The organism is Gordonia shandongensis DSM 45094 (assembly GCF_000423025.1).
GTDB classification, from domain to species: domain Bacteria; phylum Actinomycetota; class Actinomycetes; order Mycobacteriales; family Mycobacteriaceae; genus Gordonia; species Gordonia shandongensis.
Genome location: NZ_AUHE01000017.1, coordinates 67,642 through 91,498, shown reverse-complemented (window position 1 = coordinate 91,498; position 23,857 = coordinate 67,642). Strand labels below are relative to the sequence as shown.

Annotated in this window: 17 protein-coding genes and 1 tRNA gene; 11 read left to right on the top strand and 7 right to left on the bottom strand. The window is 70.3% G+C overall.

Annotation, left to right across the window (positions count from 1 at the left end; translation table 11 throughout):
- Nucleotides 1-8 precede the first annotated feature (8 nt).
- The gene (locus tag G528_RS0113220) at nucleotides 9-2,222 is read right to left on the bottom strand and encodes an MMPL family transporter (RefSeq protein ID WP_026919386.1); all 2,214 of its coding nucleotides are present in this window, start codon (nucleotides 2,220-2,222) and stop codon (nucleotides 9-11) included.
- 125 nt (nucleotides 2,223-2,347) lie between these two features.
- Here G528_RS0113220 and G528_RS0113215 point away from each other — a divergent pair, with 125 nt between their 5' ends.
- From G528_RS0113215 to G528_RS17545, 5 genes are all read left to right on the top strand, one after another.
- Entirely contained in the window at nucleotides 2,348-3,466 is a 1,119-nt protein-coding gene (locus G528_RS0113215) for a phosphotransferase family protein (RefSeq protein WP_026919385.1), read from the top strand.
- The gene (locus tag G528_RS0113210) at nucleotides 3,466-4,590 is read left to right on the top strand and encodes an Rv3169 family protein (protein ID WP_026919384.1); all 1,125 of its coding nucleotides are present in this window, start codon (nucleotides 3,466-3,468) and stop codon (nucleotides 4,588-4,590) included. Before G528_RS0113215 ends, G528_RS0113210 begins: the two co-directional genes overlap by 1 nt.
- Nucleotides 4,591-4,631: 41 nt before the next feature.
- Entirely contained in the window at nucleotides 4,632-5,696 is a 1,065-nt protein-coding gene (locus tag G528_RS17550) for an ABC transporter ATP-binding protein (protein WP_084638213.1), read from the top strand.
- Nucleotides 5,697-5,808: 112 nt separating this feature from the next.
- A complete protein-coding gene (locus tag G528_RS0113200; RefSeq protein ID WP_051198831.1) occupies nucleotides 5,809-6,846 on the top strand; it encodes an extracellular solute-binding protein in 1,038 nt (345 codons plus the stop codon).
- 15 nt (nucleotides 6,847-6,861) lie between these two features.
- A complete protein-coding gene (locus tag G528_RS17545) occupies nucleotides 6,862-8,514 on the top strand; it encodes an ABC transporter permease (protein ID WP_084638212.1) in 1,653 nt (550 codons plus the stop codon).
- Between the two features lie 90 nt (nucleotides 8,515-8,604).
- Here G528_RS17545 and G528_RS0113190 read toward each other — a convergent pair whose 3' ends face one another.
- Nucleotides 8,605-9,312, bottom strand: a complete 708-nt coding sequence (locus G528_RS0113190) for a DsbA family oxidoreductase (RefSeq protein WP_026919382.1) — start codon at nucleotides 9,310-9,312, stop codon at nucleotides 8,605-8,607.
- A 113-nt stretch (nucleotides 9,313-9,425) separates the two neighbouring features.
- On the opposite strand from G528_RS0113190, the gene G528_RS0113185 reads away from it, so the two are divergent.
- The 3 genes from G528_RS0113185 to G528_RS17540 all read left to right on the top strand — a co-directional run bounded on the left by G528_RS0113185 (nucleotide 9,426) and on the right by G528_RS17540 (nucleotide 12,059).
- Nucleotides 9,426-9,499, top strand: a tRNA-Leu gene (locus G528_RS0113185).
- Between the two features lie 188 nt (nucleotides 9,500-9,687).
- Nucleotides 9,688-10,824 (top strand): DUF3089 domain-containing protein, encoded by a 1,137-nt coding sequence (locus G528_RS0113180; protein WP_051198829.1) that lies wholly within the window; start codon nucleotides 9,688-9,690, stop codon nucleotides 10,822-10,824.
- A 365-nt stretch (nucleotides 10,825-11,189) separates the two neighbouring features.
- Nucleotides 11,190-12,059, top strand: coding sequence for an aldose epimerase family protein (locus G528_RS17540; protein ID WP_245569773.1), 870 nt, complete (start codon nucleotides 11,190-11,192; stop codon nucleotides 12,057-12,059).
- 14 nt (nucleotides 12,060-12,073) lie between these two features.
- Here G528_RS17540 and galK read toward each other — a convergent pair whose 3' ends face one another.
- From galK to G528_RS0113155, 3 genes are read right to left on the bottom strand one after another with little or no spacing between them, the layout of a single operon-like run.
- The gene (galK, locus tag G528_RS0113165) at nucleotides 12,074-13,183 is read right to left on the bottom strand and encodes a galactokinase (protein WP_026919380.1); all 1,110 of its coding nucleotides are present in this window, start codon (nucleotides 13,181-13,183) and stop codon (nucleotides 12,074-12,076) included.
- Entirely contained in the window at nucleotides 13,180-14,322 is a 1,143-nt protein-coding gene (gene galT, locus G528_RS0113160) for a galactose-1-phosphate uridylyltransferase (protein ID WP_026919379.1), read from the bottom strand. The genes galK and galT overlap by 4 nt, the downstream gene beginning before the upstream one ends.
- Nucleotides 14,319-15,122: a DeoR/GlpR family DNA-binding transcription regulator gene (locus tag G528_RS0113155; protein WP_026919378.1), complete on the bottom strand. Its 804-nt coding sequence runs from the start codon at nucleotides 15,120-15,122 to the stop codon at nucleotides 14,319-14,321. Before G528_RS0113155 ends, galT begins: the two co-directional genes overlap by 4 nt.
- A 121-nt stretch (nucleotides 15,123-15,243) precedes the next feature.
- Between G528_RS0113155 and G528_RS0113150 the strand changes: the two genes are divergently transcribed.
- The 3 genes from G528_RS0113150 (at nucleotide 15,244) to G528_RS18075 (ending at nucleotide 19,880) form a co-directional block, all read left to right on the top strand.
- Complete coding sequence (locus tag G528_RS0113150) at nucleotides 15,244-16,950, top strand: sodium:solute symporter family protein (RefSeq protein WP_026919377.1); 1,707 nt, start codon at nucleotides 15,244-15,246, stop codon at nucleotides 16,948-16,950.
- A 34-nt stretch (nucleotides 16,951-16,984) separates the two neighbouring features.
- On the top strand, nucleotides 16,985-17,320 hold the full coding sequence (locus G528_RS18915; protein WP_051198827.1) for a hypothetical protein: 336 nt from the start codon (nucleotides 16,985-16,987) through the stop codon (nucleotides 17,318-17,320).
- A 118-nt stretch (nucleotides 17,321-17,438) separates the two neighbouring features.
- Nucleotides 17,439-19,880, top strand: a complete 2,442-nt coding sequence (locus G528_RS18075) for a GGDEF domain-containing protein (protein WP_051198825.1) — start codon at nucleotides 17,439-17,441, stop codon at nucleotides 19,878-19,880.
- A 10-nt stretch (nucleotides 19,881-19,890) separates the two neighbouring features.
- On the opposite strand, the gene G528_RS0113135 is transcribed toward G528_RS18075, so the two are convergent.
- Complete coding sequence (locus tag G528_RS0113135; protein WP_026919376.1) at nucleotides 19,891-21,168, bottom strand: competence/damage-inducible protein A; 1,278 nt, start codon at nucleotides 21,166-21,168, stop codon at nucleotides 19,891-19,893.
- Between the two features lie 56 nt (nucleotides 21,169-21,224).
- Nucleotides 21,225-23,819, bottom strand: a complete 2,595-nt coding sequence (locus tag G528_RS0113130) for a multicopper oxidase domain-containing protein (RefSeq protein WP_035720032.1) — start codon at nucleotides 23,817-23,819, stop codon at nucleotides 21,225-21,227.
- Nucleotides 23,820-23,857: the final 38 nt, after the last annotated feature.

Sequence of the window (23,857 nt, the reverse complement as noted above, 5' to 3'; positions counted from 1 at the left end):
CGACCGTCTCACTCTTCGGTGAGCCCGATCCGCTCGTGCAGGGCACGCAACGGTTTCGGTGCCCACCAGTTTCCCACGCCCATCAGCCGCATGAACGCGGGAACCACCAGCATTCGGATGAACGAGGCGTCCATCAGGACCGCGAGGGCGAGACCGACGCCGAACATCCGCATGAACGACACCTCCGATGCGGCGATGCCGGCGAACACGATGCTCATCAGCAGTGCCGCCGCGGTGACCACCCGGCCGGTCCGGGCGATGCCGACGGCCACCGCCCGATCGTTGGCGGCGTGGTCGCGGTCGGACTTGAGCCATTCCTCACGGATGCGTCCGAGCAGAAACACCTCGTAGTCCATCGACAGGCCGAAGGCGATGCAGAACATGAGCACGGGCATGGTGGCGACGAGATACCCGGTCGGTGTGGTGCCGAACGCCCCGAGGTGCCCGTCCTGGAAGATCCACACCATGGCGCCGAAGGTCGCCGAGAGCGACAGGATGTTGAGGACGAGCGCCTTGAGCGGCAGCAGGACGCTGCCGGTGAACAGGAACAGCAGCACGTAGGTGGCGATCGCGATCACCCCCAGCACCCACGGCACGTATTTGTACAACGAGTCGACGACGTCGTTGTTCAATGCGGCCATCCCGGTGAAGCTGACGCGCGCGTCGGCGGGGGTCGCGACGTCGCGCAGTTCGTCGATCTGGGCGCGCCCCAGGTCGCTGAGCGGCGCGACGGTGCTGGAGATCGTCACGACGGCGCGGTCGCCGATGCGGTCGGCGGGATCGCCCGGCGCCACCGGGCGCCCGTCGGCGAAGATTCCGGCGGGGGTGCTGACGGCTCCGACCGCGTCGACTCGCGACAGCGAGGAGGCGTAGTCGCCGAGGGCCGCGTCGGTGACGTCGCCCTCGACGAGGGCGGTGACGGTGCCGCCGGAGTTCTCGGCGAACTGGTCGTCGATCTGTTTCTGCACCGCGTGGACCTCGGCGGTCTCGGGCAGGACGCGTTCGTCGGGGAAGCCGAACTTGATGCCGAGGAACGGCGCCCCGAGCAGCAGGAGGATCGCGGGCACGATCACGGCCACGGGCACGGCGCGTCGCAGCACGGCCGTCGCGATGCGGTACCAGCCGCTCTGCTCGACCGGTTTCACGCAGGGTTCCGGGCGGCCGAGTCGGCGTCGGATCCAGGCGCGGACGTCCAACGCGTCGATCCTGTCGCCGAGGACGATGAGCAGCGCGGGCGTCAGGATGAGGGCGGCGGCGACGGCGACGATGACCACGCCGACGCCCGCGTAGGCGAACGACCGCAGGAAGTACATGGGGAAGATGCCGAGCGCGGCCAGGGACAGTCCGACGGTGATCCCGGAGAAGAGCACCGTGCGGCCCGCGGTGTCCATGGTGCGCAGGACGGCGGCCCGCCGGTCGAGTCCGGCGTCGACCTCTTCGCGATAGCGGGTGATGATCAGCAGCGTGTAGTCGATGGCGAGGGCCAGGCCCATCGCGGTGGTGAGGTTGAGCGCGAAGATCGAGACGTCGGCGAGGCCGGCGACGATGCGCAGCAGCGCGAGGGTGCCGAGGATGGCCGATCCGCCGATGAGGACCGGGAGGGCTGCGGCGACGACGCCGCCGAAGACGATGACGAGCAGCAGGAAGCTGATCGGGATCGCGATGGCCTCGGCGACGAGGAGGTCCTTCGACGTCTGGTCGTTGACCTGGCTGAACATCAACGCTTCACCGCCGACCGCGATGTGGAATCCGTCGCGGTCGCCGCGGATCGTCTCGGCGAGGTCGGCGGCCCGCCCCGGTGCGAGTTCGTCACCGCCTCGGACGCCGGCGACGACCAGGGTGGACGTCTTGTCGCGGCTGAGGAGTTCTCCGGCGAGGCCGGGGTCGTTCCACAGGGTGAGGACGGGGTCCTGGATGTGGCCGGATGCGGTGAGCCGGGTGACGACGTCGGCGGCGACGGCTTCGGCCTCGGGACTGTGCGAGATGTCGACGCCTTCGGGGCCGTCGATCTTCACGACGATGTTCGCGCCGCCGCGGTCGAGTTCCTCGTCGAGGATCTGGCGGGCGTGGGACGACTCGGCGTGCGGGTCCTCGAAACCGCCGGCGAGCATCTGGTCGGCGGCGCCGAGGCCGTAGATCCCGCACAGGGTGAGGAGGACGACGGCCGCGCCGAGGACGGTTCGGGGCGCGGACGCGACGCGCGATGTGAGTCGAGTGAGCATCGAGGTCTCCCGATCGCAGGTGAGTTACCGGCGTTAACTTATCAGCGATATCTCAGGACCTGAAGTCTGTGCCACCCGTCGGTGATCGACCCCACATCCCGACTAGAACGTGTTTCAATCGACTCATGGCTGACAACGAAGACGCCGACAAGGCCCAGATCGCGCGGCCCAGCGACTCCCGCCGCGACCCGGAATGGCTCCGCGACCGACTCGACGCATGGATCCGGTCGGTCGAAGGCCCCGATGCGACGGTCACCGAGGTCACGGTCCCCGAATCGAACGGCATGTCCAGCGAGACGCTCCTGGCCCGCGCCCGATGGGGCGGCAGCGACCGCGACGTCGTCGTCCGGGTGGCCCCGCAGCCCGAGAGCGACCCGGTGTTCCCGACATACGACCTCGACGGCCAGTTCCGCCTCGTCGAACACGTCCGCGACCACACCGACATCCCGCTGCCGAGACTGTGGTGGTCCGAGCCGAAACCGGAGGCGCTCGGCGCACCGTTCTTCGTGATGGACCGCGTCGACGGCGAGGTCCCGCCCGACGTGATGCCGTACACCTTCGGTTCGTGGGTCACCGAGGCCACCGCCGACCAGCGGGCGGCCATGATGCGCGCCTCGGTCCGCGTCCTCGCGGCCGTCCACGCGGCGCCCGTCCCCGACTTCTTCGTCGCCCGACCCGCCGACGGCGAGACGCCGCTGCGCGCCCACGTGACCAGACTCCGCGACTTCTACGACTGGGCGAGCGCGGGACGCGCCGGCTCCCCGCTCATCGAACGCGCCTTCGCCTGGGTCGACGACAACCTCCCCGACACCGATGACGGCGTCCTCACCTGGGGTGACGCGCGCATCGGCAACATCATGTACCGCGACTTCGCGCCCGTCGCCGTCCTCGACTGGGAGATGGCGGCCATCGGTCCGCGCGAACTCGACGTCGCCTGGATGATCTTCCTGCACCGCTTCTTCGAGGACCTCGCCGCACTCGCGGGCATGGAGGGCCTCCCCGACTTCCTGCGGAAGGACGACGTGGCCGCCGAGTACGAGCGCCAGACCGGGCATCGCCCCGTCGACCTCGACTTCTACATCACGTACTCCGCGCTCATTCACGCGGTGATCATGTTTCGGATCCAATGCCGCGCCATCCGATTCGGGCAGGTCGCCGAACCCGCCGACCCCGACGAGATGATCATGCACCGAGCCGCCCTCGAGGCGATGCTCGCCGGAACCTACTGGGACGGAGTCGCCTGATGCTCTCACCCATGGACGACTACCCGATCCACCAGGTCGCCGAGGTGGTCCGCCACGTCGGAACGTCCGACCGCAACTTCTACGACCGCTACTACTTCAACTGCCATCACGGCGACCCCGACGACCCGTGGCTCATAATCGGCCTGGGCGTGTATCCGAATCTCGGCGTCAGCGACTGTTTCGCCGTGGTCCGCCACCGCGACGACCACATCGTGGTCCGCGCCTCGCGGGCGCTCGGCGCCGACCGCAACGACCTGCGGGTGGGCCCGTTCCACGTGGAGGTCCTCGAGGGCCTGTCGCGGCTCGCGGTCCGCCTCGAGCCCGGTCACGGCGACCTGTCGTTCGACCTCGTCTTCGACGCCGACGGCCCGGCGGCACTCGAGCCGCGTCACTTTCAACGGCAGCTCGAGCGGGTCACGTTCGACACGATGCGGTTCGTGCAGACCGGCCGCTGGACGGGATCGCTCACCGTCGACGGCGAACACTTCGACGTGGAGCCCGAGACGTGGCGCGGCAATCGCGACCGCTCGTGGGGTGTGCGGCCCGTCGGCGAGGCCGAACCTCCGGGGCGGCGCGCCGCCGAGACGGAGGCGACGACGTTCTTCTGGATCTACTCGGTGATGCGGTTTCCCGACTACTCCGTGATCGTCCTCGTTCAGGAGTTGCGCAGCGGGGAGCGGATCATGGGCGATGCCCGCCGGGTCTGGAACGATCCGGACCGCGAACCGGAGTGGCTGGGCCGGGTGGAACACGATGTCCGCTTCGTCTCCGGCGGCCGCGAACCGGAGTCGGCGACCCTCCGTTTCGTGAAACCCGACGGGTCGACCATCGCGGTGGAGTGCCGCCCGAGGCTCGCCAACTACATCGGCTTCGGCACCGGGTACGGGCTCGAGGAGGACTGGCGTCACGGCATGTGGCAGGGCGAGGAGAAGGTGGAGTCCCAGCGGTTGAGCATCGCGGGCCTCGATCCGGTGATGGCGATGTTCTGTCCCGTCGATCACCTGTCGGATTTCACGCTCACCGAGAACGGCGACGATCTGGCCGGTCGGGGGCTGTTCGAGTTCGCCGTGATCGGCCCCCACGACCAGTACGGGTTCACCGAGTTCCTCGACGTGGCGCCCTGACCGATCGCGGCGCCCGCGGCCGACGGTTGTAGCCTGGCGTCATGTTCGAGATCCGCGGCGTCACCCGGGTCTTCCCCGCGCGCCCCGAGCCGGTGCGCGCTCTGCGCGGGGTCGACCTGAACGTCGTGCGCGGCGGACTCACCGCGGTGCTCGGCGCGTCGGGGTGCGGCAAGACGACGCTCCTGCGGATTCTGGCCGGTTTCGACCGTCCCGACGGAGGTGTCGTCCGGCTCGACGGCGCCGTGGTCGCCGGGCCGGGTGTCTTCGTGCGGCCGGAGAAGCGCAGTGTCGGCATCGTCGCCCAGGAGGGCGCGCTGTTCCCGCATCTGAGCGTGGCCGCCAACATCGGCTACGGGCTTCCCGGCGGCGGCCGGCCGTCGCTGCGGCCCGCCGAACGGCGGCGGCGGACCGATCGGGTGGAGCAGATGCTCGAGTTGGTCGGGTTGCCCGGTTACGGCCGCCGCCGGCCGGCCGAGCTGTCCGGCGGGCAGCAGCAGCGGGTCGCGTTGGCTCGGGCCCTCGCTCCGGCGCCGTCGGTCGTCCTGCTCGACGAGCCGTTCTCCGCCCTCGACGCCGCGTTGCGCGTGGAGTTGCGCGAGGAGGTCCGCGACCTGCTGGCGCGGATCGACACGACGGCCGTGCTGGTGACGCACGATCAGGACGAGGCGCTCTCGCTCGCCGATCACATCGCGTTGATGCGTGACGGGCGGGTGGTGCAGGAGGGCACGCCGCAGGCGGTGTACCGCGCACCCGCCGACCGCGAAGCCGCCGCATTCCTCGGCGATTCGGTGGATCTGCCGTGCACCGTCGTCGACGCCGACGACCACGGTCGGACGCGCGTGCACTGCGTGCTCGGAACGTTGACGGTGGCGACGTCGTCGGTCGACGGCGACACCGTGATGCTGCGGCCGGAGCAGCTCGAGATCGCCGATTCCGGGGTGCCCGCGACGGTGTGCGCCACCCGGTTCTTCGGGCACGACGGTCTGGTGCGGCTGCGTCTGGACGACGGGACGCCGCTGCGGTTGCGTGCCGCGGGCGATGCATTGCCGTCGGTCGACGCCACGGTCCGGGTGCGCGCCGTGCACACCGTCGACGCGACTGTGTGACACCCCTCTCCCGCCGAGTTATGAGGGAAGACTATCCTTACATCCGTCGTGTTCTCACGGTGACAGCATGCGAGCGCGGCCCGAACCGACTTCGCGACGAGAGTGAGAAACCATGTCCCTGCAGTGGAAACGCGGCCGCACCGCGCGGCTGCTCGCCGCCACAGCCGTTGCCGTCACCGCACTCGGTCTGACCGTCGGCTGCTCGGCCGACGACTCCGGCGACGCCCTGACGATCTACTCCGGCCAGCACGAAGACCTGGCGAAGGCCCTGGCCGACGGCTTCGAGAAGGCCACCGGCACACCGGTCGAGGTCCGCGCGGGCAAGGACGCCGAGATGGTCGGGCAGATCGTCGAGGAGGGCGACCGCTCGAAGGCCGACGTCATCATCACCGAGGAGCCCGCGCCGATGGGCACCCTCGACGCCAAAGGCCTCCTGGAGACCGTCGACCCCGCCGTCCTGAAGGTCCCCGACCAGCGCTTCGTCCCGTCCACCGGGCACTGGCTGCCGTTCGCGGCCCGCTCCCGCGTCATGTTCTTCAATCCCGACGAGATCGCCGAGGACGCACTGCCGTCGTCGATCCTCGACCTCACCCGACCCGAGTGGAAGGGCCGGTTCGCCTACGCCCCGTCGGGCGCGTTCAAGTCGACGACCACGTATCTGCTGAACACCATCGGTAAGCAGAAGACGCTCGCATGGCTCAAGGGCATCAAGGCCAACGGCGTCAACGAGCAGAAGAACGGCAAGGTCCGCGACAGCGTCGAAGCCGGCCGCCACGCGTTCGGACTCTCGAACCACTACTACTGGTACATCCTCGCCAAGCAGAAGGGCGGCGAGAAGGCGCTGACCTCCCGCGTCCACTACCTCAACAACACCGACGCCGGCTCGCTGATGCTGGCCTCCGGTGCGGGTGTCCTGACCTCGAGCTCCAAGAAGAAGGAGGGCGCCGAGTTCCTGTCGTGGCTGGCCTCCGCCGACGGCGGGCAGAAGATCGTGGCGACCCAGAGCCCGCAGTTCCCGCTGACCCCGGGCGTCACCAGCGCGTACGGCCTACCCGCGCTCGACTCGCTGACGTTCCCCGAGTTCGACCAGGCGTCGTTGAAGAACGTCGACGAGGCCAACGACCTGCTCAAGCAGAGCGGGATCGTCTGACGGCCACGGCGACGCATGGCTGATCCGTCGACCGGTTCCGGCTCGACCGTCCTCGCGGCGATCGAGCCGGAGCCGTCGGCGATCGACGAGGTCTTACCCGAGGTCGGCGCGCGCCCCCGCCCGCGACGTCGGGTACCCCTCACTCTCGCGGTGCCGGGTGTGCTCATCGCGCTCGCCGCACTGTCGCCGGCCGCCTACCTGCTGCTGCGGGCCGGGTTCAGCTTCTCCCTGCTGCGGGACGAGCTCGACGGACCGACCACGTGGCCGCTCATCCGGAACACCGTCGCGCTGGTCGTCACGGTGAGTGTCGGGTCGGCGATCCTGGGCATCGGCGCGGCCGTGCTGATCGCCCGGACCACCCTGCCGCTGCCCCGCCTGTGGACGGTGCTGCTCACTCTCCCGCTGGGCGTCCCGACATTCGTCGGCTCGTATGCGTGGGTGGCGTTCAGCTACCGATACTTTCCCGACACCGATCTGATCTTCGGGCTCGGCGGGGCGTCGGCGATCCTCACCCTCACGCTGTTCCCGTATGTCTTCCTGCCGACGCTGACGGCGCTGCGACGGCTCGATCCGGCACAGGAGGAGGCCGCTCGCTCCCTCGGTCACGGACCCGTGCGCGCCTTCGTCGGCGTCACCCTCCCGCAGCTGCGGCCGGCGATCGCGACCGGGGTGCTCATCATCAGCCTGCACATGCTGGCCGAGTACGGCGCCGTCGCGATGCTCAACTACGAGACCTTGACCACCGCGATCGTCCAGCGCGCCAACGTGTTGGGGATGCCGGAGTCGGCGCGGGCGTTGGCCGTCGTCCTCGCCGTCGGTGCGTTGGTGCTGCTCGCCGCCGACCGGCTGCTGCGCGGGCGTCGCGCCCCGGTGCGGACGGGGACGGGGACGCCGCGCCCGCCGATGCCGTGGCGGCTCGGCGTCACCACCGGGTTCTGGCTGCTGCTGTGCGCGGCCGTCGTCGTCGCCGCGCTCGCGGTCCCGCTGTGGGTCACCGCGTCCGGTCTCGTCGATCACATCACCGGCGCCGGTGGCGACATCGACTGGCATCAGCTGGGCACCGCGTTGGGCAACACCGCGCAGTGGGCGGTCGCGGCGGCGCTCGTGGCCACGGTGTGCGCGCTGCCGGTCACGCTGATGGCCGTCCGGCATCCGGGTACCGTGTCGAGTGCGGTCGAACGGTCCACGTGGATCGCCCACGCCCTGCCCGGCGTGATCATGGCGCTGTCGCTGGTCTACATCTCGGTGCACTGGCTGTACCCGCTCTATCAGACCCCGACGCTGCTGGTGGCCGGGTACGTCGTGATGTTCCTGCCGTTGGCGGTCGGCGCCCAGCAGGTCGGGGTCGCGCAGGCCTCGGTGCAGCTCGACGAGATGTCGCGCGCGCTCGGCCGCGGACCGGTCACAACCTTCTCGAGGATCACCCTCCCGCTTGCGGCTCCGGCCATCGGCACGGGCGCGCTGCTGGTCGGCCTCGACGCCGGCAAGGAGCTGACCACGACGCTGCTGATGAAGCCGACCGGCGAGCATTCGCTGGCCACCGCGCTGTGGGCGACCACCGACGGGGAGGTCCTCGACTTCACGGCGGCCAGCCCGTACGGCGTGGCGCTGCTGCTCATCGGCGCCGTCCCCGCCGTGCTGCTGGCCCGCTCCACCCTGCGGCGCTGACGCCCCACCTCCCGCTCGCTCCCCGCGGTCGACGGCATGACGCTCCGGTCGTCGTCATCGTCGAATGCACGGTCGGCGGCTGAGCGTGCCTCAGTTCTGGGGGACTTCGCAGCCGTCGGGGCCGCAGGCGTCGCCGTCGGCGAGCATCGTCGGCGTCGATCGGTCGCCCCACGCCCGGTTCAGCGCCTGTGTGAACAGTTCGGTGGGCTGGGCGCCGGAGACCGCGTACGTGCGGTCGAAGACGAAGAAGGGGACGCCGTTGACGCCGAACTCCTGCGCCTGGCGTTCGTCGTCGCGGACGGCCTGCGCGTAGCGCTGCTCGTCGGAGAGGACGTCGCGGACGGTCGTCTCGTCGAATCCGGCGTCGACGGCGACGCGCACGAGACGCTCGCGGTCGCCGAACAGCGGCTCGGTGTCGGCGAAGTTCGCCGCGTACAGCGCGTCGATCAGTTCCTCTTGCCGGTCGAGGTCGCGCGCCCAGTGCAGGAGCCGATGCATGTCGAACGAGTTGCCGTAGTCGCGGCCGCTGGTGATGTATTGCAGACCGATCTCGCCTGCCGCCGCTGCCATCTGCCGTTCCCCGGCGGCCACCTGTTCGGGCGTGCGCCCGTACTTGGCGACGAGTTTGTCGACCACGTCGCCCGACTCGTCGACGGGCACCGTCGGATCGAGTTCGAACGAGCGGTGCGTGATCTGCACGCTCCCCGCGTGCTCGAACTCGGCGAGCGCGTCGGTGAACCGCTTCTTCCCGAGGTAGCAGAACGGGCAGTTGATGTCGGTCCAGATCTCGACCTGCATGGGGGCCTCCACGTGTGCGACGGATTCTCCCCCTTCAACAGGTGTCGGGATCGATCTGTTCCCCGCCCCGGCCCAGCAGCCGACGCCCACATCCTGGCATGCTTGTCGCACACGCCCCCATAGCCCAATTGGCAGAGGCAGCGGACTTAAAATCCGCCCAGTGTCGGTTCGAGCCCGACTGGGGGCACCCTGACATACCTGAGCGCCCGCGCTGACATCCCGGTCGTGCTCCAGTCGGAGTGCCCGCGCGCCCCTCCCCGGGTTCCTCGATTCGCCCGTGATCGACCCGTCGACGTCGTACTGTCCGAACCGACGGGGTCCGGGCGGGCGGAAGGTCGCGACATGACGAGAATCCGGGTACGAGCGAGTGCAGTCATGACAGCGGCCGCGGTCGCGTGCGGTCTGCTCGGCACCGTCGCGGCTCCGGCGGAGGCGACACCCGGCGGAACCACCTGGCTGTGCCGACCCGACATGCCCCGCGACCCGTGCGACCTGCCGAACGACACCACCGACATGCTGACCGGCAAACGCACGCCCGCGACCTCGATCCCCGAGGCCGACAAGAAGGTCGACTGCTTCTACGTCTACCCCACCGTCACCGACACGTCCGGTCTCGTCGCCGACCGATCCCCGGTCCCCGCGGTCCGCTCCATCGCCCGGTTTCAAGCGGCTCCCTTCGCCGACCGGTGTCGAATCTTCGCACCCGTCTACCGCCAGATGACGCTCTGGGGACTCACCCCGGCGGTCATGGCCTCGTGGGTCGGGAACCGCGACCTGCCGGCGATCGGCTACGGCGACGTCCGACGCGCATGGCGGGAATACCTGCGCACCGACAACAACGGTCGCGGCGTGATCTTCATCGGCCACTCGCAGGGCACGATGGTGCTCCGCAAACTCATCCGCGAGGAGGTCGACCCCCACCCCGCCGTCCGAAAGAAGCTGGTCGGCGCATTCCTCATGGGCGGCAACATGATGACCGCCCGCGGCGCGACCACCGGCGGCGACTTCCGGAACATCCCGATCTGCACCCGTCGCGGCGAATTCGGCTGCGTGACCGCATACTCAACCGATCTGATCGCCGGGCTGCCGTCACTGTTCGGCAACAGCTCCCTCGATCTGCTCAGCACGACCATGCACCTGCCGACAGGACCTCGCTACCGGGTGGCATGCACCGACCCCCTGACTCTCAGCGGCGACCGGCGGCCGGTGGGCGTGACCGTCCCGAGCAGGCCGTACGCGATGAGCATGATCGCGATCCTGATGAAGATCTCGACGTTCCCCGGCGACCTGCCGACATCCACCTCCACATGGACCACCGGACCGGGCCGGTTCGCCGTCCGCTGCGCCGACGACCTCGGCTCCCACCGGCTGCACGCCACCCCGGTCGTTCCCCAGCACTTCAACGAGCTGCCGCTGTTCGACACTCACCTCGTGGACGTGAACCTCGGCCTCGACCGCCTCGTCTCGATCGCCCGCCAGCAGACCGCGGCGTACCTCGCGCAACTTCGGTGATTTTCGCGCTCCCACGGACACGAAAGTCGCCGAAGTGTGTTCGGCGGTCTCCGTGCGCACCGAGAGGGCGCCTGTCGGCCGAGGCCGGCGCGGCGCCCTGTCGGTGGGCACGGACCTTACAGCGTGCCGTTGATGAAACCGCCGATCAGCAGCGGTGCCGCAGCGATCATGGAGACGACGACGGCGGCGACGATTCCCACCGCCACCAATGGACTCGCATCACCCATCAGGGATCCCTCCTCTCGGCCCAGTCGTACGAACAGCGGACACCGACTACGTCGCGCGGACCAGGCCCGTCGTTACGCGCGACCGTCGTTCACCCGACCGACGGATCAGCCACGCCGGACGCGCCTATCGTGGACTCCGTGGCCCCCACCGACGACCGCGCCCACGACGACACTCTCGCGTTGAACACCACGGACGCGCAGGTCCGCGTCTGCCCGGGAACGGGCCGTCTGACCTCGCTGCGTGTCGGCGCCGACGAGCTCCTCCGCCCCGGCGACGACGGCGGCTGCTTCCCGATGGCCCCCTGGTGCGGACGCCTCGGCGGCGGCGTCCTCCGCGTGGACGGCCGCGAATTCGAGTTCCCCCGCGACGACCCGCCCCACGCCCTGCACGGCACGGTGCGCGACCATCCGTGGCGGGTCGTCGAGCACACCCCCGACCGGGTGCTCCTCACCCAGCGGCTCGAGGGACGCTGGCCGTGGGCGGGCGACGTCGTCCAGGACATCCGGCTGCGGTCCGACGCCGTGGAACTGGGGATGACGGTCCGCTCCGACGCGCATCCGTTCCCCGCGCAGGTCGGATGGCACCCGTGGTTCCGGCGCCGCCTGGCCGCCGGCGACGGCGACCTCCGCGTCCACGCCGCCCCCGCCTGGCAGGAGGAACGCGGCGACGACTACCTCCCCACCGGCCGCAGAATCGACCCGCAGCCGCCACCGTGGGACGACTGCTTCGGGATGCCCGACGGCGTCGACGTGCGACTCGAATGGCCCGGGCGCCGATCCCTGCGCATCCGCAGTGACGCGCGCTGGGTCGTGATCTTCGACCATCCCGTGGACGCGATCTGCGTGGAACCGCAGACCGGACCGCCGAACGGACTCGCCACGGCGCCGCGCACGGTGCGCCCCGGCGATCCGGTGACGGCGTCGACGGTGTGGAGCTGGGGCCCGCCGGACGGCGCGGGGGCTGCGTCCCAGGTCCCTGCTCAGTCTTCCCCGCTCAGGCTTCCGTGATCAGCGTTCCCTGATCAGCGCAGGTGTGCGCCGGCCCCGGGCCGGACGGCGCGGACCACCGGTTCCGGGAATCCGGCGGCCGTCACCGCGGCGGGCAGGTCGGCGATGATCCGGTCGGCGACAGCGGTCTCGGCCAGCGCGACCACCGAGCCGCCGAATCCGCCGCCGGTCATCCGCGCGCCCAGCGCCCCGAGACGGGTCGCGGTCGCCACGATGTAGTCGATGTGGTCGGTGGTGATCTGGAAGTCGTCTCGCATCGAGGCGTGCGACTCGGTCATCAACGCACCGAAGGCGCGGTGATCGGCTGCGCGGAGCGCGGCCACCGCGGCCAGGACACGCTGGTTCTCGGTGAGGACGTGGCGGGCGCGCGCGGCCTCCACCGGGTCGGCGAGTCGCCGACAGTCGTCGACGGCCGCGTCGCGCAACGTCTCGACCCCCAGGTGATCGGCTGCCGCCGCGCACGAGGCGCGCCGTTCGCCGTACTCGCCGGCGACGTTCCGGTGCGGTGCTCGCGAGTCGATGACCAACAGCCGATGTGCACCGTCGGTCGCCACCGGCACCGGTGTGACCTCCGCGGTGCGGAAGTCGAGCAGCAGCGCCCGATCACGCTGTCCGAACAGGCTCGAGAGCTGGTCGAGCAGTCCCGTCGGGGCGCCGACGTATTCGTTCTCGGCGCGCTGCGCCAACCGCGCCACCTCCATGCGGGTCGGTGTCCTCCCGCCGTCGCCGGTGCTCTCCGCTCGAGCCGCTTCGACGAGTGCGAGCAGCACCGAGCACTCCAGGGCCGCCGACGACGACAGTCCCGACCCGACGGGCACCTCCGAGTCGATCCGCAGGTCGCCGCCGCGGACGGGCACACCGGCGGTGCGCAGCGCCCACACGCAGCCGGCGACGTACGCGCCCCAGCCGTCGACCCCGCCCGGCTCCGTGTCGAGCGGGACGACGACCGATCCCGGTGCGGTGGCCGACGACGCCCGGACGGCGTCGCCGTCGTCGGGGGTGAAGTCCGCCAGCGTCCCCAGGTCCAAGGCGATCGGCAATGCGAAGCCGAGGTTGTAGTCGGTGTGCTCGCCGATGAGGTTGACGCGTCCCGGGGCGAAGGCGCGCACCGTCGCCGGGCTCATGCCCGCGCCTTCGCGATCGCGGCGGCCAGTTCCTCGGCGATCGCCTCGGGGGTCTTGTCGGTGACGAAGGCGCCGCGTCCGGACTCCGATCCGGCCAGGTATTTGAGTTTGTCGCGGCTGCGGCGGATGGAGAACAGTTCGGCGTGCAGGCGCCCGTCGGCCACGTCGGGGGCGTACTGGTGCCACGACGCGATGTACGGCAGCGGGGCGTCGTACATCGCGTCGAAGCCGCGCAGCACCGCGAGGTAGACGCCCGCCAGATCGTCGGCCTGGTCGTCGGTGAGTTCGGCCAGGGATCGCACCGGACGGCGCGGGTAGACGTGCACCTCCGCGGGCCAGCGGGCCGCGAACGGAACGAACGCGACGGTGTGCTCGGTGCGCAGGACCACGCGCGTGCCCGCGTCCTCGGCCGCGACGATCGCCTCGAACAGGTCGCCGCCGGTCTCGGCGCGGTACCGGGCCGCCTCGGCCAACAGTGTCGACGTCCGGTCGGTGCGGTACGGGTAGGCGTAGATCTGCCCGTGCGGGTGGGCGAGGGTCACGCCGATCTCCTCGCCGCGGTTCTCGAAGCAGAATACCTCGGCGACGCCGTCGCGGGAGAGCAGGTCGGCGGTCCGGTGCGACCAGGTGTCGATGACGAGCCGCGCCTGAGCCTCGGTGAGGTCGGCGAACGAGCCCTCGTGCCGGTCGGTGAAGCAGACGACTTCGCACCGGCCGTACCCGGGCGCCGCCACCTCCAGTTCGTCGCTCACACCGGGCAGGGTGAACCCCGTTCCGGGGCGGGCGGTCGACAGCGACGGAAAGCGGTTCTCGAAGACCACCACGTCGTATCGTTCGGCAGGCACCTCGCTCGACCGTCCGGTGGGGTCGGCGCACAGCGGGCACATGCGGCGCGGCGGTTTGTAGGTCCGTTCCTGGCGGGCGGGCGCGACGATGACCCAGTCCCCGGTCCGCGGGTCGCGTCGGACCTCGGTGGGGGACGCGGCCGGTCGCGGCGGCAGGTCGCGGCGGTCGGGCAGCGGACGGGGCGGTTCGGCGGCCGTCGAGAAGAACAGGATCTCGCGGCCGTCGGCCAGGTGACTGCGCTGCGGTTGCGGGAGGACCCGCCCGGCGGGGGCGGGTACCGGCGAAGTGGTCACGTGGTCCGCTCCTTCGGCGATTCGGCGACGATCAGGTCGACGACGGCGGCGAGCGTCCGCCGCTGGTCGGGCCGCATCCCCGCGTCGGTGACGATGCGGTCGATCCGCGCGAACGTGGCGTACAGGTGCGCACCGATCTCGTCGTACTTGGTGTGGTCGGCGAGGATCACCGCCGATCGTGCGGTGTCGAGCAGTTTGCGGTTGGTCTCCGCTTCCGGAAGGTTCGGCGTGGTCATCCCGGCCGTCGGGTCGATTCCGTGGACGCCGAGGACGGCGACGTCGGTCCGATAGCGTTCGAGGGCGGCGTTGGCGACCGGTCCCACCAGGGCGTCGGACGGGGTGCGTTGCCCGCCGGTGAGTTGGACCGCCCCCGGATCGAGGATCCGCTCTCCCGGGTCGGTGAGCAGCGCGAAGATCGACATCGAGTTGGTCACGACGGTGATGTCGCGGCCGCGGAGGAGGCGTGCGAGTTCGAGGGTCGTGGTGCCGGCGCCGAGCGCCACGGTCATGCCGTCGTCGATGAGGTCGACGGCTCGGGCCGCGATCGCCCGTTTGGCTGCGGGTTCGCGTTCTGCCTTCAGTGCCGCGGGCGGTTCGAGGCCGCGCACACCGTCGAGGTGGGTGGTGCTGACGGCGCCGCCGTGGACCTTGCTGAGTTCGCCTGCGGCCTCGAGCTGTTCGAGGTCGCGGCGGATGGTCATCACCGACACGCCGAGCTCGTCGGCGAGGTCGGTGGCGCGGACGGCGCCGCGCTCGGTCACCGCGGCGAGCACCAGCGCGCGCCTCTCTGCCACCAACATGACCGGAACTGTATCAACAGCACACAGATTCCAACGGAAAAGCACACTTTCATTCCACAGAGGCGGTGATTCCTGTTACTTTCTGATGACCACTGATCGGTTTTGTTCCCAAGGAGCCGCCATGACCCTGGCATCCGACACGGTCCTCCGGTTGAACACCGGCGTGATGGACTACGTGCTCATCGCCGTGTACTTCGTGTTCGTTCTCGGCATCGGATATCTGGCTCGCAGCAAGGTCGCCACGAGCATCGACTTCTTCCTGTCCGGACGGAGCCTGCCGGCCTGGGTGACGGGCATCGCGTTCGTCTCCGCGAACCTCGGCGCCGTGGAGATCATGGGGATGTCCGCCAACGGCGCGCAGCTCGGCCTGTCGACGATGCACTACTACTGGATCGGCGCCGTCCCGGCGATGGTCTTCCTCGGCATCGTGATGATGCCCTTCTACTACAGTTCGAAGGTCCGGTCGGTGCCCGAGTTCATGCGGCGTCGCTTCGGCACCGGCGCCCACCTGGTGAACGCGCTGAGCTTCGCGATCGCCCAGGTCCTCATCGCCGGCGTGAACCTCTTCCTGCTGGCCACCGTCGTGAACGCGGTCCTCGGCTGGCCCCAGTGGGTCTCCCTGGTCGTGGCGGCGGCGGTCGTGCTCACCTACACGGCGCTCGGCGGTCTGTCGGCGGCCATCTACAACGAAGTGCTGCAGTTCTTCGTCATCCTCGCGGCACTCGTGCCCCTCACCGTCATCGGCCTGATCAAGATCGGCGGCTGGAGCGGGCTCAAGGAGAAGATGTTCGACTCCCACGACACCGCGGGCGCGGTGACCGCCTCGGTGAACGATCAGCTCAGCTCCTGGCCCGGTCAGGCGCTCAGCGGGTTCTCCTCACCGGTGTGGTCGGTCGTCGGGATCGTCCTGGGCCTGGGCTTCGTGCTCTCGTTCGGATACTGGACCACCAACTTCGTGGAGGTCCAGCGCGCCATGGCGTCGGACTCCACATCGGCGGCGCGCCGCGCCCCCATCCTCGGCGCCATCCCCAAGATGTTCATCCCGTTCGTCGTGGTGGTCCCCGGCATGATCTGCGCCGCCGCGATCGGCGACATGATCCACCTCAAGAACACCGGGTCGGGCGACGGCGTCACCTACAACGACGCGATGCTGTTGATGATGCGCGACATCCTGCCCAACGGTCTCCTCGGCGTCGCCGTCGCGGGCCTGCTCGCCTCGTTCATGGCGGGTATGGCGGCCAACGTCTCCGCGTTCAACACCGTGTTCAGCTACGACCTGTGGCAGCAGTACGTCGTCAAGGACCGGCCCGACTCGTACTACATCACCGTCGGGCGCATCGCGACGATCGGCGCGGTGCTGCTGGCGATCGGCACCGCCACGATCGCCGCCGGGTACTCCAACCTCATGGACTACCTGCAGACACTGTTCGGGTTCTTCAACGCACCGCTGTTCGCCACGTTCATCCTGGGCATGTTCTGGAAGCGGATGACACCCACCGCCGGCTGGGTGGGGCTGGTCGGCGGCACCGCGTCGGCCATGACCGTGTTCGTCCTACAGGAGACCGGCGTCATCGATCTGCCGGGCCAGGGCATGGCGTTCGTCGCGGCGATCGCCGCCTTCGTCGTCGACATCGTGCTGTCGATCGCGGTCTCCCTGGTGACCGCCCCCAAACCGGCCGCCGAACTCGAGGGCTTCGTGTACTCCCTCACCGACAAGAAGACGCTGCTCGGCGACGACCCGCACGGCACCCCCTGGTACAGCCGTCCCGTGCCGCTCGGCATCCTGGTGATGGTGCTCGTGATCGTTCTCAACGCGGTGTTCCATTGATCCCGCTCCGCTCGCACCCTGAGGAGGGACCGCAATGAGTGACCACACCGAGAAGACCGGCCGCCCCGAGCAGACCGGGGACACCGAGAAGACCGGCGACTCCGGGAGCGACCGCACGTCGCGCATCGTGGCGAAGCTGTTCGACATTCGCAGCATCATCGGCGCCCTGATGGCGATCTACGGGGTGATCCTGCTGATCGGCGGTCTGCTGCCGGCGACGGCCGAGGCCGGAGCCGGTGACCGTCCGCCGTCGTCGAATCCCGTCGACATGTCCGTCGGGACCGGGGCCAACATCTGGGTCGGCGTGATCCTGGTGGCCGTCGGAGCGCTGTTCCTCGTGTGGGCGGCCCTGCGGCCCACCGACCGCTGAGACCCCCGCCCGAACCCCGCGCTGGGAGAAACCGTCCGTCACATGACATGATCGGTTCTGTGAACACCGAGGGCAAGATTCCTGAATCGCGCCACCGGGTGCTCGACTCTCGATCGTCATGTCCGGGCTGAGCGCCGCCGTCGTGCGCCGACTGCTCCCCGAGTCGCCGCCTCCGCTGTCCGCGGCCGATGAGCGCGAATTCCGCGCCGACTTCGCCGCCTCGGCCCGGATCTACCGGACGGAGATGTGGCTCATCCTCGCCGCCTCGGCCGTCCTGCTGCTGGCGGGCATCCGCATCTCGGGCATCGAGATCCCGCCGGACCTCGACCGATACCGCCCGTTGTTCCTCATCGGCCTCGCGATCCCGTTCATCGTCCGCTGGGCCAGTACGCTCGGCGGCCGGCTCGCGCGGTGGTCGACCCCGCTGTTCATCGCGTCGGTGTACATCGACGTCGTGGTGCTGATGACCGCGCGCGTGGCCGGGTTGCGCACCGGAGTCGACCTGATCCCCCTCGTGGTGCCCGTCGCCTTCCTGCTGAGCCTCGTCGTCGTCCAGATCCGCTTCCCCGTCCTCGTCTCGTCGATGGTGATCGGGTTCGCCGCGATCGCGGGAATCGAGATCATCGCCACACCGCCCGGGACGGCCGCGATGATCGACCTGCTGGCCTCGTCGGTCATCGTGTTCGTACCCGCCGTCAACGTCTTCGAGTACGAACGGTCGCTGCGCACCGTGTGGTCGGCCGAACGTCGGCTCGGCCGAGTCACCCGCACCGACGCCCTCACCGGGCTGCCGAACCGTCGCCGGCTCGACGAGGTTCTCGCCGCCGGCGTCGCATCGGGGCTCCCGGTGGCGGTCGCCTTCCTCGACGTCGACCACTTCAAGCACTACAACGACCGGTTCGGGCATCCCGCCGGCGACGCCTGCCTCGCGAAGGTCGGCGCCCGGCTCGCGGCGGCCACCGCCGGTCGCCCCACCGAGTTCGTCGCGCGGGTCGCCGGCGAGGAGTTCGTCATCGTCTGGGTCGGCGACGACGAGGCGACGGTGCTCCGTCGCGCCGACGAGGTCCGCGCGGCCGTCGGGACGCTCGACGACGCCCTCGCACCGGTGACGGCGTCCGCCGGGCTGGCCTTCCTCGACGTCGCGGGGCGAGACGTCGCCGGCGGCGTCCGCGACCTGATGACCACCGCCGACGACGCGCTGTACCGTGCGAAGCAGACGGGCCGCGATCGCCTGGTGGTGGCCGAACCCGCGTCGGATGCGGCGACCGCCCCCGCAGCAGACTCCCCCGCAGCAGACTCCTCTGCAGCTGACTCCTCTGCAGCTGACTCCTCTGCGGCCCCCGCATCCGGGACCGGGATCGCTCCGTCGACGCCGGCCGGTCGGGCGTTCCGCGCCGACCCCCGCACGATGCACACCACGCCGGCGTCGATCGGCTTCACCGACGGGGAGTCCGAGCGTCGGTTCCGCGCGTCGTACGAGGTGCGCGGGCTTCCGTCCCGGCGGCTGATCATGGCCGGTACGGCCGCCATCGTCACGCTCATCTTCCTGGGCCAGCGGTGGCCGCTCGGTCTGCCCGACGAGGCCGTCGGCATCGGCCGAATCGTCATCGTCGCCGGAATGCTCCCCGCGGCCCTGGTGGGCCTCGCGGGCACCGTCTCGGTTCGGCTCCGCCGCCTGTCGACGCCCCTGTTCATCGGTGCGGTCGCCGTCATCGTCGCCGCCCAGATGGTCGAGCGGCTCTATCTCCTGCCCAAGGGCATCGACGTGGTCCCCATGATCTGGCCGATCGCCCTGCTGCTCGGCATGTCCCTGGTGTGCATCCGCTACTCGGTGCTGCTGCCGGCGATGCTCGGGCTGCTCGGTGCGGTGATCGTCGCCGACGCCGTCGTCCTGCCCCTCACCTCGGTGAACCTGCAGACCTACGCGACCATGCTGTCGATGGCGGCCGTGACCCTCCGCTTCGCGTACCGCGAGGAGCTCTCCGCGCGGCTCCTGTGGCAGCACACCGACCGACTCGACGCGGCGAGCCGCATCGACGCCCTCACCGGCATCCTCAACCGTCGGTCGTTCGATCGGCACCTGCGCGAATGGCTCGGCGACGGGGGCGCGGCGGTCGCGATCATCGACGTCGACCACTTCAAGGAGTACAACGACCGGCACGGGCATCTCGCGGGCGACGCCTGCCTCCGCCAGGTCGCGAGCGTGATCGCGGACTACGCCGGCGACGACGCCTTCGCCGCGCGCCTGGGCGGCGAGGAGTTCGCCCTGGTCCTGCGGTATCGGCCGGGAGACACCGACGCCGATCGCACGGCCATCGTCGACGCCATGCACGCCGCCGTCGCCCGGCGGACGCCCGTGACGGTGTCGGTGGGGTTGGCGATCACCCACCCCAGGACCGTCCCGGCAGCAGGCGGTACGGCAACAGGCGCTACGGCAACAGGCGCTACGGGGGCGGTCGACGCCGCAGCACACGATCTGCTGTCCCGAGCCGACGTCGCGCTCTACCGCGCGAAGAACGGCGGACGCGACCGCATCGTCCGCGACCGCGTCCCCGTCTGAACCTCAGCCGTCACCCCGATGCCAGCGCGTCGGCGACGAGGTGCATCGCCGTGGCGACCGCCAACCGCCGCACCGTCTCCCGATCGCCGGGGAACCGGCGGGTGACCGTGTCCGTGTCCCTCCCGGCGATCGCGACACCGAAGCACACCGTGCCCACCGGTTTGCCCGGTCGTCCCCCGCCGGGCCCCGCGATGCCGGTGGTCGAGACGGCCACATCGCAGTCCAGCACGCGGCGCGCGCCGTCGGCCATCGCGGCGGCCACCCGTTCGCTGACCGCACCGACCTCGGCGATGAGGTCGGCGGGGACCCCGAGCGCACCCGACTTCACCTCGTTCGCATACGACACCACCCCGCCGACCATGAACGCCGACGACCCCGGACGGTCGGTGAGGCGTGCGGCCACGAGTCCGCCCGTGCACGACTCAGCCGTCCCGATGGTGCGGCCGTCGAGCAGCCGCGCGACGAGATCGTCCACCGAGGAGCCGTCGGTGGAGTACACGCGGTCGCCGTGCCGACGCAGGATCATCTCCTCCAGGCGCCGGTAGACCGGCTGCGCCGCGACGGCGAACCGCGTGACGATCTCCAGTTCGCCGCCGCGCATGCACGTGGTGATCTCGAGGTCGTCGAATCCCGCGAGTTCGTCATGCGCCGCCCGCAGGGTGACGGCGAGGTCGGCCTCCGACAGTCCGTAGGCGAGGATCATCTGCTCGTCGTACACGCCCCGATCCGCGATCGCCGCCGCGACGGGCGCGGTCTTCAACGCCGCGGGCCACATGGCCTGCAGTTCGTGGGGCGGTCCGGGCAGCACGAGGACCGCGGGCACATCCGGTCCCGACGGGACCGCGACGCCCGGCGCCGTGCCGGTCGGCGCGATCGCCTCCGCTCCGGCAGGTACCAGCGACTGCTTGTCGATCGCCGCCCGCACCGCCGGCGGGAGCGGGCGATCCGCGTCGTATCGTCCCCACCCGCGGATCACCGACTCGATGACCTCTCGGATCTCCGGGTCCGTGCGCAGGGGCCGCCCGGTGAACTCGGCGACCACCGCGACGGTCAGATCGTCGGCCGTCGGGCCGAGTCCGCCGGTGGTGACGATGAGGTCGACCTCTTCGGCGGCCAGGAAACGCAGCTGCGCGAGAAGGTCGGCGGGGCGGTCGCCGCACACCGTGAGGTGCGGGATGTCGACACCGAGGCGCAGCAGTTCTCGGGCCGCCCACGGGCCGTTCCGGTCCGAGATCCGTCCACCGAGGACCTCGGTACCGGTCACCACGATTCCCGCGCGCGTGCTCACCCTGTCCAGATTACGTGCCGGAGCCCGTCATGCGGGTCCGCCGTCGGGCGGGGCCGTCACTCGACGACGATCGTGCCCATCGCCCCCCGGTCGCCGTCGACCATCCGGTGGTTCAGGATCGTGTACGTACCCGGTTCGGGGAACGTCATCTCGACGAAACCGCCCTGCGCCGCGGCCAGGTCGAGGACCTGCGACCCGCCCGGACCGTCCCGGTCGGGCCGGAGCAGGTAGGCGCCCTCCTTGTAGACGGTGTCGAATTGCGTGCCGATGACGTGGAACGACAGCGGCTCGTTGGGGCCGGCGTCGAGGACCCACATCCGCACGCGGTCGCCGACCCTGGCCCGCAGCGGCCGATGCATGTACTGGTTCGCGTACCCGTTGAACATCACCAGGTCGGGCACGCCGCCGGCGGCCACCTTGTCGGCGTCGATCGGTTCGCCGTCGCCGCCGAGGTACCACTCCGACTGCGTGAACAGGTATTCGGCCGACACCGGCGCCAAGTCGGGCGGGTCGATCACGACGGCGCCGAACATCCCGGCCGCGAGATGCACCGGCATGGGTGCGGTGGCGCAGTGGTAGAGCCAGATCCCGGTGTGTTCGGCGCGGAAGCGGTACACCAGCGACTCTCCGGGACCGATGTCGCGCATGTTCTCGTCGGGCGACACCATGCCCGCGTGGAAGTCGACCGAATGCGACATGGTGCCGCGGTTGACGAGCGTGATCTCGAAGACGTCGCCGAGTCTGCCGCGCAGCGTCGGCCCCATCACGGTGCCGTTGTACGTCCACAGCGTCTGTCGCACGCCGGGGGCGATCTCGCCGACGTCTTCGGTGGCCTCGAACGTGAATCGGTGGACCGTGCCGCCGGGTGCCGGGGCCAGACGCGGGTCGCGGGCGCGGAAACCGTCGCCCGGGTCGGCCATGAGGTCGACGGTCGGGGGCGTGGCCGACGGTCCGCCGTGGTGGCCGCCCGAGCCTCGGGCACCGTCGTCGGTGCCGCCCTCGGCGCGGATGTGCAGGACCATCCCCTGTTGGCGGTGCCCGACGATCGAACACCAGCCCTCCACGGAGCGACCGACGACGCCGACGTCGAGGGTCGCGCTGTCTCCCGGGCTCAGCCGGCCGCTCTGTTCGCCGGTCTCCAAGACCAGGTCGTGCACCATCGTGTCGCGGTTCGTCACCCTGATGACCAGCCGATTCCCCGCGGGAACGGTGATCGTCTCGGGGGTGAACCGCATGCCGACGGCGTCGACGTCGACGGTGGTGGTCTGTCCCGTCGGGGTCACACCGGCCGCCGCGTCCTGCTGCGCCCCCGGCGATGTGCCGCCCATCGCGACGCCGAAGGCCAGCACCAGTCCGATCGCCGATGCCGCCGCCACGGCCTGCAGTCCCGGCTGCGGGGTGCGCGGCGACGGCGCTGCGGTCTCGCCCCGCCGGACGCGCAACGCGACGACGGCGCTGCGGATCATGATGGGGAGGAAGACGATGAACGCGAGCATCACCAGCGACGAGAGGGCCACCTTCACCCAGCTCGACATCGGCAGCAGCCACAGGAGCAGTCCGCCGTTGATGACGAGGACCCGCCACAGCCACCACCGGTCCATCTCGGCCTTGCCCGCCGCGGTGACCTCGCCGCCGCCCATCATCGTGGGCAGCAGGTGGCTCATGACGCCGAAGAGCAGCTGGGCGGCGAAACCGGCGAGGAACCCGATGGTGAGCAGGCTGAGCCGGTCCTGCACGAACGGCCCGCTCACGAGGACGACCGCATACCAGACGAGGGTCCCGATGAGCCACATCAACGCGGCGGTGATCGACGCCGACGCATAGGTTCGCGGCGGACGACGCACGATGGCGGGGACGAACGGGGCGGCGACGACGAGCCATCCGGCCGTGTAGACGCCGACGCCGACGGCGGCGACCACCGGCCGGTCGGCGAGAGCGCCGCCGCAGATCACGGCGATGCCCGCGACGAGGACGCCGAGTGCCGCGGGACGGCGGCGGAGCGGCACCGTCGTCTCCCCGAGGAGCCGCGGGAACATGATGAGCAGCACGCCCGCCGCTGCGAGGCCGAGGAAACCGAGGAGGTTGACCGCCTGGTGTGTCACCACCAGGCCCGCCTGGAGGGGATCGCCGAATCCGTATGCCAGGGCGGCGCCGACGCCTGCGCCCACCGGCAGCAGCGACGCCGAGGCGACGAAGAACCACACGCTCAACGCGTTCTCGGCACGCCCCTCACCGGCCGTGACGCGGTGCCGCTGTGCCTCCCCGATCAGGAGGGCCAACGCCACCGCGTGCCAGGCGACCATGAGTCCGATCAGCACGGCGCCGATGGTCGTGAGCCACCACAGCACCGTCTGCATGCCGGCGATGGTGACGAGAAGACCGAGGTTGAGTACGTAGATCCGGATCAGGTGCGGGCGGCGGCGGGTCTCGGGGAGGTGGTAACCGAGGAATCGTTCGCCGAGGGTCTGCGACCAGACGAGGATCGAGTTCGCGACCAGACCGATCGTGAACATGTGCACCAGCAGCCAGCGCGCATCGGGCAGCGCCCAGTGCATCACCCCGACGACGATCAGCAGGACCATCCAGATGCGGACGGGCAGTCCCGCACGCTGGTGCCAACTTCGCGGTCGCTTCGCAGTCCTGGCGTTCACGACATCGATGGTAGCGATCTACGACGCACGATCGTAGA